Origin of the sequence: Thermobacillus sp. ZCTH02-B1 (genome assembly GCF_002159085.1) — a bacterium.
GTDB lineage: Bacteria > Bacillota > Bacilli > Paenibacillales > Paenibacillaceae > Thermobacillus.
In genome coordinates this window covers 1-10,685 of record NZ_LZRU01000026.1, presented here as the reverse complement: position 1 = coordinate 10,685, position 10,685 = coordinate 1, and the positions used below count along the sequence as shown (strand labels likewise).

The window sequence follows — 10,685 nt, the reverse complement described above, 5'->3', positions numbered from 1 at the left end:
GCGGCGACGATCGTTCGGCACAGCCGGAAGCTCATCCTGAAACTGGCTCACGACTTTCCATACCGCCATGCGTGGAAGCGAATCGAAGCGCGGCTGGCGACCATGTCAGGTTAGAGATTCCCACAATTTTACATGGAAAACCAAAAGCCCCTTGCGGTGGGGGAGGGGGGAGGAATACCTTTCAACGCTGACGGGGAGTTGTCTGGCTGGGAACTTCCCTGTTATTTACAGGGTGTTATGCGCTAACATCTCGTGATTTTACCGAAACAATGGGCTTTCGAAATTTAGGGTTATTTCAAATATGCAAAGCCATCCAAAGGCAGCCGAAGGGGAAGTTCAAGAACCGCTGCAAGGCGGAGGACTTGCATGTGCCGCTCATTTTCGGGCTGTTGGGTTGTTGGGCGCGCGGCAACCCCATGGCAGGCGGTCGGTCCGCGTCACGGCAGCCGCCATTCGAGCAGCAGTCCCGCCTGCGTCAGCCCGCCGCCGAATCCGTGCAGCAGCACCGCATCTCCGCGCTTCAGCCTGCCGTCCCGGACCGCGAGATTTAGGGCGAGCGGAATCGTGGCGGCCGAGGTGTTGCCGAACCGTTCAACGCTCGTCAGCGTCCGTTCGAACGGGATGCCGGCCCGCTCGCAGATCGCGGCGATCATCCGCAGATTGGCGCTGTGCGGCACGAACCAGTCGAGATCGTCCGGCGTCATGCCGCACAGGTCGAGCGTCGTTCGCACCGCTTCCGTCACGTTCTCGACGGCCCATCGGTACACTTCGGGACCGTTCTGGACCAGCTTGCCGCCCGGCTTGACGGCTGTCCCGCGAATCTCCGGCGCCAACGCCGGCAACAAGACGTGGCAGCCGTTCCGGCCGTCCGTCGAGGCGCCGCCCGCGAGGAAGGACGGGGGTTCGCCGTCCGGCAACGCCTCGACAAGCGCGGCGCCCGCGCCGTCGCCGAACAGGATGCAGGTCGTCCGGTCGGTGTAGTCCGTCACGCGGGACAGCGTGTCGGCGGCGATCACGAGCACCTTGCGATAGAGGCCGGACCCGATCAGGCCTCCCGCCATTTGCAGGCCGGCGACGAATCCGGCGCAGGCGGCCGACAGGTCGACGGCCGCGGCGGCCCGGATGCCCAGCTCGGCCTGCACGAGGGCGGAGACACCCGGGAACACGGCGTCGGGAGTCGAGGTGGCGGTCAGGATGCAGTCGACGTCATCGACCGTCTTGTTCCAGCGGGCCGCCAGATCCCGGACGGCCGCCGCGGCGAGATGGCTCGCGTACTCGCCCTCCGCGGCGATGCGCCGTTCGCGGATGCCGGTACGGCGGACGATCCATTCGTCGCTGGTGTCGACCATGCGTTCCAGGTCGGCGTTCGTCAGCACCCGCCCGGGCACATGGGTTCCGATGGCCGTGACGGCGGCGTTCGTGCGGATCCGCGAGGCGTGATACATGGGCGTCACATCCTTTTGCAGCGGCAGTGGATCAGGCAATTGGAGTTGAAATCTGATTTTAGTATCAGGTACTAATAGTAGATGCTAATCCACGGGGTGTCAAGCCCATGGGAGGCCGCGGTCAGCGCGCGCTTTATGGACATCGCGTCCGGCACCGGAGGCCTGAAATGGCGACTGGGCCGGCGGGAACGGAGACGGGCGATGACCGGCATGGGCGAGGACCGGCCGGAAATCCGGCAGCCGTGCGGGAAAGGTGGTATAATGCCGGTAAATGGGGGTGACGAAAATGCCCTATGCGCTGAAAAACAAAAAGACATCCGAGCTCTTCTCCTGCACGCTGCTGAACGTGTATGATCTTCCGTATTACGGCGTGAAGCTGTGGGAGGATCGGGAGTCCGCGGAAGCGGAGGCCCGGGCTTTTCTCCGGGAAAAAGGCGTCGAAGAACCGTCCGAATGGGAGATCGCGGGCCTCGGAGAGCATCAGGCGAAGCTCTGCAACGTGAAGCTGAACAACGACCCGGCGAAACGCGTGTATCTCACGGACGACGGCCGCATCGTCGCTCAGCGGGACGAAACCTGAAATTCCGAAAACCGACCGAGCACAAAATCGCGGAACGCCGTGGCGGCCCGCGACAGGTAGCGGTTTTCCTTCCATGTCAGGTAATAGGTGCGCCGCGCGACCGGCGCCAGGATGCGCACCGCGCAAACCGCGCCGTCCCGCCCCGCGACCGATTCCGGCAGCAGCGCGACGCCGAGGCCGGACCGGATCAGGTCGAGGATCATCCCGGATTCATCCGCCTCGCACACGATGTTCGGCGAAAAACCGGCATCCCGGCACAGCTCATCCGTCGTTTCGCGGAACCGGTGCTCCCGCTTGAACGCGATGAACGGCTCGCCGGCGGCCTCGCGCAGCCCGATCTGCCCGCGTCCTGCGAACGGATGACCGGCGGGTACGGTCAGGACGATCTCCTCGGAGCTGACGGGCCGGTTGCACACTCCCGGCTGCAGGACCGGTTCGCACGAGATGCAGAAGTCGATCCGGCCGCTCATCAGCAACGCTTCCTTGGCGGCTTTCGACGGGGCCTGTGATATCCGGAAGGCGACTTCGGGATGCTCCCGCCGGAAGTCGTCCAGCACCTCCGGAAAATGCGGGATGAACGTGGCGTCAAGCGACACGACTCCCTTCTCGAGCCCGGCCATGTCGGCCACGATCCGCCGGCCTTCCTCGAGCGCTTCGAGCGCCGTCTCCACCTTCTCCAGGAACGCTTTCCCGTAGGCGTTCAGCCGGATCCGCCTTCCTTCGCGGCTGAACAGCGGCACGCCGAGCTCCTTCTCGAGCTTCGCGATCGTCTGGCTGAGCGCCGGCTGGGTGATGTGCAGCTCCCGCGCCGCCTGCGTCAGGTGCTGCAACCGGGCCACCTTCCGGAAATAGTGCAGTTGCAGCAATTCCACCGTACACGCCCCCAATAAATAAGTTATACATTATCTAATTATATTAAAATATACATTATACATTATGAAAAATCCTCCCTATAATGCTCATTGAGCAGGGGGGATCGGATGATGGAAACGCGCGAAAAACGGATCGTCTCCCTCGTCTGCTGCCTGATCCCGTTCTCCGCCATGAACATTGCGATGTTCAACGTGGCGCTGCCCGACATCATCGCCGAATTCCGGCTGCCCTACGGCACGGCGAGCTGGGTCGTCACCGTGTTTGGCATCCTGTACGCGGCCGGCGCGCTTCTCTACGGCAAGCTGGCGGACCGGTTCGGCCTGAAGCCGCTCGCCGCCTTCGGAATCCTGATGTTCGCCGCCGGGTCGATCTTCGGCTTCTTCGCGGCGAATTACGCGCTGTTGAACGCGGCCCGGATCGCGCAGGGGATCGGCGCCTCCGCCGTTCCGTCGCTCACGATGCTGATTCCCGTCCGCTTCGTGCCGGAGGAGCGCAGGGGGAGGGCGCTGGGCGCGGTAGCGGCGGCGATGGCCGCGTCGGGAGCGGCGGGACCGGTTGCGGGCGGACTGATCGCCGAAGTGTTCCATTGGCGGGCGCTGTTCCTGTTCTCGGCCGGGGTGTTGGTGCTCCTGCCGTTCTTCCTGCGGTGGATGCCGGATGAACCGAATCGGGGCGGACAGCCGATCGACGCCATCGGCACGGCGGGCTTCCTTGCGGCGGTGGTCTCGTTCATGCTTGGCCATCAATCTCCTGAACGTGTCGCTGCTGGCCGCAAGCGCAGGTCTGGCCATCCTGTTCGTCCTTCGCCAAAAACGCACCGCAAACCCCTTCATCCCGCCGGAACTGTTCCGCAGCCGTGCCTATCGGACGGGACTTGCCGCGGGATTTCTCAATGCGTCGGTCAACTTCGGCGTCCTGCTGCTCACGCCAATTCTGCTCGGCGAAGTGTTCCGGCTGGACGCCGGGCGGATCGGCCTCTTGATGTTCCCGGGGGCCGCCGCGTCTTCGCTGGCCGGCCTGTACGGCGGGCGGATGATCGACCGGAAGGGCGCAAGCGTCGTCCTGCTCGCGGCCGCCGCGCTCACGGGCTCGGGGCTCCTGTTCCTCTCGTCGCTGGCCGGACGCGCGGCGTGGGGCATCGCGTCGGCTCTCGCGTTCACGTGCTCGGGTTACATTCTGGCGCAGCCCGCGCTCGCGAAGGCGGTGTCCGTCACGCTGGCGGAAGGCCGGACCGGCATCGGAATGGGTGTGTACAGCCTGAGCAACTTCATGTCCACGGCGCTGGCCGGAATCGCCGTGACGAAGGCGCTCGAGGCGGGCGGAGGCGTCGCCTTCAACCCGTTGGCCGCGGACGGCGTTTCGGCGGTCCACAGCAACCTCTTCCTCGCCCTGTTCGCCGCCGCCCAGCTCCAGATGCTGCTCGTCCTCCTGCTTCCGGAGCGGACGAAGCGCGGTCAGAACCGCTTGACAAACCGGTAGCCCGTCACTTCGAAACCAAAATCCTTGTAGTACCTGTGCGCTTCATCCTCGTGCCCGAATCCGCTCACGAGCCACAGGCCGGGGCAATGCTTCTTCCGGGAGAACCATTCAACGGACGCCGAAGCCAACGGACGCCGAAGCGGCGATAGCCGGCAGGCGGCGGATTTCGATGGATCGGTGAGCTGCATCGAATACACGACGCCCGCGCACGGGGGATGCGTGTTGAAACTGCGGAGGTACATTGGACCAGCCGGATCGGGCAGAAAAAGGGGCAGCGGCCTTCCGCCATCGGGATCGGCGCTGCCCGGTATTCCGCATCAATAAAGCCGGATGAGCTGCCACTTCTGGGCAACCGTACCGTTGTCCGTCCAGATCTGGACGTTCGTGCCGTCTGCTGTTCCGGCTCCGGCGACGTCGAGCGCGAGGCCGCTGTTCGGATTGATCAGCTTGTAGGTGCCGCCGGATACGATGTCGTCCGCGGGATTCGGGCCGCCGACATCCTGATAGACGCGCACATAATCGACGTACATTTTCGCCGGGAACGGCGTCGACCCGTCGGGCGAGCCCGGCCAGTTGCCGCCCACCGCCAGATTCAGCAGAATAAAGTGCGGCTTGTGGAACTCCTCCGTCGAGTTGATGTCGTTCTGGATGTTCGCTTCCCAGAACTGGACGCCGTCCACAAACCATTTGATGTAGCTCGGCGTCCACTCGATCGAATAGACGTGGTAATCCGTCACATCGAACGGGAAGCTGGGACCGCCGTACGAGGCGTGTCCGCCGGCATCCCAATGGATGTAACCGTACGTCACGTTCTCGTTGTTGATGTGCTCCATGATGTCAATCTCGCCGCAGTACGGCCAGCCGACGCTCGTGATGTCCTCCCCCAGCGTCCAGAACGCCGGCCACAGGCCCTGCCCCTTCGGCAGCTTGATCCGCGCCTCGATCCGGCCGTACTTGAAATTGATCTTGTCCTGCGTCTTGAGCCGCGCCGAGGTGTAGTTCATGCCGCCGTACGATTCCCTGCGGGCTTCGATGACCAGATTGCCGTTCTCGATCCGCGCGTTCTCCGGACGGTTCGTGTAATATTGCAGCTCGTTGTTGCCCCAGCCGTTGGAGCCCGTGCCGATATCGAACGTCCAATAATTGGTGTTGATCGACGGGCCGTTGAACTCGTCGCTCCAGACCAGCTGATACGCCGCTTTCGCCTTCGGGGCGGGGAGCAGCATCGCGACAAGCGCCGCCATGACGAGCAGCGCGAGCCATTTTTCCCGCTGCCGCGCCAAGATCATCGTCAATTCCCTCCTTTGAAATTTCATATGGAGCCGTGACGTTTCGACTTCGCATGCCTCCCTTCAAACCCGTTGTCGAGCCGGAAGCAGCCCGACACGACCGCTTTGTTCCCTGACCGGAACGTTCATCACCTCCGCGCGAGAACCTGAAGACAGCATTCTCCGCCGCACGCTCCGGATGGAGAATTGCGGTACAAACGGAATATTCTGTCTTCCTCTTCTATTGTGAGCGCTTCCATCCACGAAATAAAGGTTCAAAAGTATGGATCGATGGACAAAAATATAGATCCGGCTTTGGTGTCTGCAGCCGGGGATGTTTCAACCGTGCGGCACGACCTGTTCACGATATGTTGCAGAACCGGGCGAGGCATGAATATCTTTCCGGCGGTCCGGCGACAATGGAACAAAGAGGAAGCGGAGGGAGGTGGCGGCTGGAGGCGCCATGCGGAAATGGGAGGCCGATCCAGAAAACATGTCAATTTTGTTACAAGAGCTCTCCCGATTTGACACTCTTTTTGAGTTAGTTTAAATAAATAAATAGAATAATTAATACCATGGAATCAGGAGGAGAGAGACCATGCCGCTCGTTGGAAGCAAAGTGCTGCCGTTCAAGGCGCAGGCGTATCAGAATGGCAAGTTCCTCGAAGTGACGGACGCGGATTTTCAAGGCAAATGGAGCGTCGTCTGCTTCTATCCGGCGGACTTCACGTTCGTCTGCCCGACGGAACTGGAGGACCTGCAGAACCATTACGCCGAGCTGAAGAAGCTGGGCGTGGAAGTCTACTCGGTCTCCACGGATACGCACTACGTGCACAAGGCATGGCATGACACGTCGCCGGCCATCGGCAAGGTCGAGTACATCATGATCGGCGACCCGTCGCACGAGATTTCCCGCAACTTCCAGGTGCTGGACGAAACGACGGGCCTGGCGCAGCGCGCCACGTTCATCATCGACCCGGACGGCGTCATTCAGGCGGTCGAAATCAACGCCGACGGCATCGGCCGCGACGCGAGCACGCTGATCCGCAAGATCAAGGCGGCCCAATACGTGCGCAACCATCCGGGCGAAGTCTGCCCGGCGAAGTGGGAAGAAGGAGCAGACACGCTGAAACCGAGCCTCGATCTCGTCGGCAAAATCTGAGGAGACATGGCCATGAAACTGGACGCGGACATTCGGGCACAACTGCAGCAGTATATGCAGCTTCTGGAAGGCGACGTTGTGTTCAAGGTCAGCGCCGGTTCGGACAACGTATCGAGGGACATGCTGGACCTGCTGGAGGAGCTGGCCGGCATGTCCCCTCGTATTACGGTCGAACGGGCGGAACTGCCGCGCACGCCGAGCTTCAGCGTCAACCGTCCGGGCGAGGACACCGGCATCGTGTTCGCCGGCGTGCCGCTCGGGCATGAATTCACCTCGCTCGTCCTGGCGATCCTGCAGGTGAGCGGCCGGCCGCCGAAGGTCGAGGCGCCGGTGATCGAGCGGATCAAGTCGATCCAGGGCGAGCACCGCTTCGAGACGTACGTGAGCCTGTCCTGCCACAACTGTCCGGAAGTCGTGCAGGCGCTCAACATCATGAGCGTGCTGAACCCGAACATCTCGCACACGATGATTGACGGCGCCGCCTACAAGGAAGAGGTCGAGCGCAAGGAGATCATGGCCGTGCCGTCGGTCTTCCTGAACGGCGAGTTCTTCGCGAGCGGCCGGATGACGCTCGAGGACATCCTGAACAAATTGGGCGTCAACGCCGGCGCGGCGGAATTCGCGGACAAGGAGCCGTTCGACGTCCTCGTCATCGGGGGCGGACCGGCGGGCGCGAGCGCCGCGATCTACGCCGCGCGCAAAGGAGTCCGCACCGGCATCGTCGCCGAGCGCTTCGGCGGGCTGGTGAACGAGACGCTCGGCATCGAGAACCTGATCAGCGTGAAGTACACGGAAGGTCCGAAGCTCGCCGCCGCGCTGGAAGAGCACGTGCGGGAATACCCGGTCGACATCATGAAATCGGTGCGGGCGGAGAAGCTCGAGAAGAACGGCGACTTCGTCGAGGTCACGCTGAACAACGGCGCCGTGCTGAAAAGCCGGACGGTCGTGATCGCGACGGGAGCGCGATGGCGCAACCTGAACGTGCCGGGCGAAGCGGAGTTCCGCAACAAGGGCGTGGCTTATTGCCCGCACTGCGACGGGCCGCTGTTCGCCGGCAAGCGGGTGGCTGTCGTCGGCGGCGGCAACTCCGGCATCGAGGCGGCCATCGACCTGGCGGGGATCGCGGCACATGTGACGGTGTTCGAATTCCTGCCGGAACTGAAGGCGGACCAGGTGCTGCAGGACCGGCTGTACAGCCTTCCGAACGTGACGGTCTACACGAACGTGCAGGTCAAGGAAATCACCGGCGGCACGAAGATGGAAGGCATCACGTATATCGACCGCGCCACCGGCGAGGAACATCACCTGCCGATGGACGGGGTGTTCATCCAGATCGGCCTCGTGCCGAACACCGAATGGCTGGAGGGCGTGCTCGAGCGCACGCGCATGGGCGAGATCGTCGTCGACGGCCGCGGCGCGACGTCCATCCCCGGCGTGTTCGCCGCGGGCGATTGCACGAACAGCGCCTACAAGCAGATCATCATCTCCATGGGTTCGGGCGCGACGGCCGCGCTCAGCGCGTTCGACTATTTGATCCGGAACTGAATCTTTCGCATCATGCCGGGGTCCGGCGGATCATCCGCCGGGCCTTTTCGCGTTTCTTCGCGATTCGGGCTGTTGCCGAATCCCCGGGATTTTGTATGATCAAAGCAAGAGGTGTCAAATTCGGTCAACAAGGGGAGAGACGATGAAATTCCGGCTGCCGCTCCGCCTGGACAACATCCGGCTGCGCAACAAGATGCTGATCGTATATTTCTTCTGCGTGCTGTTTCCGATCGTGCTGACAAACGTCGTCTTCTATCAGGCCACCACCAACAATGTAAGGGAACAGCGCATACAGGACATTTCGCGCGCCCTCGAGCAGGTGCGGAACGAGTTCCGCGCGGAGGTCGACGCCGCGATCCGGGTGTCCGATGTGTTCGTCTCGGACTACATCTTGAATGACATTCTGGAGAAGGAATATGAAGGTCCGGTCGAATATGTCGAGGCATACGATTCCTATTTCCGCAAAGTGCTCAACAGCTACACGCCGATGTACACGTCCATGCAGAACATCAAGATTTACCTCGACAATCCGACGATGATGCATTCCGGCGCGATCGGACGCCTTACATCGGAAGTGCGCGAATCCGATTGGTATCGGGAGCTGGAGGAGGTGGTCGGCTCGACTCCCGTGTTGCTCCGCACGGTCCGCGAGCATGTGATCCAGCCTTCGGAACGGATCCGCGACACCTTCGTCATCGTGCGCCGGATGAACCAATTCCGCTTTCTCGGACAGAACAAATGGGAGAAGATCATCAAGATCGAGATCAGGCCCCAGGCGATCGAGCAGGTGTTCTCCAATCTCAATCTGCCCGGGTACCTCTATCTGCTCGACGAATCGGGGCAGGTGCAGTATACGACGAACCCGGAAATCGATTGGAAGAGAAAGACGGTGTACTATCATGAGCTTGCAAAGCCGGTAGACGCCATCGAGTTTGAAACCGATTACAGAAGCGCCGTGTATCTGAACGGCTGGAAGCTGATCGGCGTCATCCCGGAGGAAGAGGTGCTTCGCGAAGTGCGTGAATCGCGGGACTTCATCCTCTGGCTCGCCCTGATCAACCTGATCTTTTCGACGACCATCATTTACTGGGTCACGCGTTCGATGAACGTCCGGCTTGTCAACATCCTGCGCCACATGAAGAAGGTGAAGAACCAGCAGTTCGTGCCGATCGAGACCCCGGAGACGCTGGACGAGATCGGGCAATTGCAGAACGAGTTCAACCGGATGACGATGCAGATCAAGCGGCTCATCCACGACGTGTACATCGCCGACATCCGGCAGAAGAGCCTGGAGATCGAGCGAAGGAAGGCCCAGTTCAACGCGCTGCAGAGCCAGATCAACCCGCATTTCCTGTTCAACTCGCTGGAAGCGATCCGGATGCGCAGCCTGATCAAAAACGAGACCGAGACGGCCCAGATCATCCACAAGATGGCGAAGCTGCTGCGTTCGTCCCTGACGTGGACCCGGGACATGATCCGGGTGGAGGAGGAGCTCGAGTTCATCGATTGCTTCCTTGAAATCCAGAAATACCGGTTCGGCGAACGGCTCACCTACCGGATCGAAGTCGATCCGGAGGCGCGGGATCAGCTCATTCCGAAAATGGTGTTTCTGCCATTTGTCGAAAACGCCAGCATTCACGGCATCGAACCGATGAAAGGCGGCGGCGAGATCGACATCGCGATCCGGTGCCTCGAGGCCGATCTCGAATTTTCGATCCGTGACAACGGCGTCGGCATGCGGCCCGAACAGGTGCAGCGCATTTACGGTTATCTCGAGAATGAGACGGAGGAGCTGGGCGAGCGGATCGGCGTGCAGAACGTGCTTTACCGGCTGCGGATGCTGTACGGCGACAGAATCCGGCTGTTCATCGACAGCGCTCCGGGCCGGGGGACGCATATCCGGATCACGCTGCCGATGCGGCGGGAGACGGCCGGGACCGAAGAAGTATAGCCGCGGACATGGACATTAAACCTGAATTTCGAAAGTAAAACTCTTTTAAAAACATAAAAAGGGCTCCTGTTCTTTGGTAGAATGGTGTTTGACGAAAAAAAACCAGCCAAAGAAAGGAGCACCTTTAAGGTGAAGTCTACCACACCCGTCAGCAAAATCAAGACAGAATTTTCCCTGCGACATGCGACCAGTTTCGGAGGCGCCAAAATCTTTCTGGAATACCTCGAGAAAATCAAGCTCGCCAAGGCGCTGCAGGGGCTATCGTTTGCGAAGGCAAACAACTCGTTGTTTCCCCTCTACCGCATCCTGCTGTATCTCATTGTCGGCTGGGTGCTCGGCTGCCAGCGGCTCTTTCATTTTCGCAAGTTGCAATATGATCCGC

9 protein-coding genes and 2 pseudogenes are annotated in these 10,685 nt (G+C 61.2%); 7 read left to right on the top strand and 4 right to left on the bottom strand.

Annotation, left to right across the window (positions count from 1 at the left end):
- Positions 1-437: 437 nt before the first annotated feature.
- Positions 438-1,445, bottom strand: coding sequence for a ketoacyl-ACP synthase III (locus A9Z00_RS11725; RefSeq protein ID WP_296977499.1), 1,008 nt, complete (start codon positions 1,443-1,445; stop codon positions 438-440).
- Positions 1,446-1,716: 271 nt separating this feature from the next.
- Between A9Z00_RS11725 and A9Z00_RS11720 the strand changes: the two genes are divergently transcribed.
- Positions 1,717-2,025, top strand: a complete 309-nt coding sequence (locus A9Z00_RS11720) for a hypothetical protein (protein ID WP_296977498.1) — start codon at positions 1,717-1,719, stop codon at positions 2,023-2,025.
- Here A9Z00_RS11720 and A9Z00_RS11715 read toward each other — a convergent pair.
- Positions 2,007-2,897, bottom strand: a complete 891-nt coding sequence (locus tag A9Z00_RS11715) for a LysR family transcriptional regulator (RefSeq protein WP_296977496.1) — start codon at positions 2,895-2,897, stop codon at positions 2,007-2,009. The genes A9Z00_RS11720 and A9Z00_RS11715 overlap by 19 nt on opposite strands.
- Before the next feature lie 108 nt (positions 2,898-3,005).
- On the opposite strand from A9Z00_RS11715, the pseudogene A9Z00_RS15845 reads away from it, so the two are divergent.
- Together A9Z00_RS15845 and A9Z00_RS11705 are read left to right on the top strand one after the other, a co-directional pair.
- Positions 3,006-3,536, top strand: a pseudogene (locus tag A9Z00_RS15845) (MFS transporter); the annotation flags it as partial.
- Positions 3,537-3,633: 97 nt separating this feature from the next.
- Positions 3,634-4,377: an MFS transporter gene (locus A9Z00_RS11705; RefSeq protein ID WP_296977490.1), complete on the top strand. Its 744-nt coding sequence runs from the start codon at positions 3,634-3,636 to the stop codon at positions 4,375-4,377.
- On the opposite strand, the gene A9Z00_RS11700 is transcribed toward A9Z00_RS11705, so the two are convergent.
- Entirely contained in the window at positions 4,353-4,619 is a 267-nt protein-coding gene (locus A9Z00_RS11700; RefSeq protein WP_296977488.1) for a hypothetical protein, read from the bottom strand. The two genes, A9Z00_RS11705 and A9Z00_RS11700, sit on opposite strands and share 25 nt — an antisense overlap.
- Before the next feature lie 75 nt (positions 4,620-4,694).
- Entirely contained in the window at positions 4,695-5,666 is a 972-nt protein-coding gene (locus A9Z00_RS11695; RefSeq protein WP_296977485.1) for a family 16 glycosylhydrolase, read from the bottom strand.
- Between the two features lie 577 nt (positions 5,667-6,243).
- On the opposite strand from A9Z00_RS11695, the gene ahpC reads away from it, so the two are divergent.
- From ahpC to A9Z00_RS11675, 4 genes and pseudogenes are all read left to right on the top strand, one after another.
- Positions 6,244-6,807 (top strand): alkyl hydroperoxide reductase subunit C, encoded by a 564-nt coding sequence (ahpC, locus tag A9Z00_RS11690; RefSeq protein WP_296977482.1) that lies wholly within the window; start codon positions 6,244-6,246, stop codon positions 6,805-6,807.
- Positions 6,808-6,819: 12 nt separating this feature from the next.
- Complete coding sequence (ahpF, locus tag A9Z00_RS11685) at positions 6,820-8,352, top strand: alkyl hydroperoxide reductase subunit F (RefSeq protein WP_296977479.1); 1,533 nt, start codon at positions 6,820-6,822, stop codon at positions 8,350-8,352.
- 142 nt (positions 8,353-8,494) lie between these two features.
- Entirely contained in the window at positions 8,495-10,303 is a 1,809-nt protein-coding gene (locus A9Z00_RS11680; RefSeq protein WP_296977476.1) for a sensor histidine kinase, read from the top strand.
- Between the two features lie 129 nt (positions 10,304-10,432).
- Positions 10,433-10,685: pseudogene (locus tag A9Z00_RS11675) on the top strand (IS1380 family transposase); the annotation flags it as partial.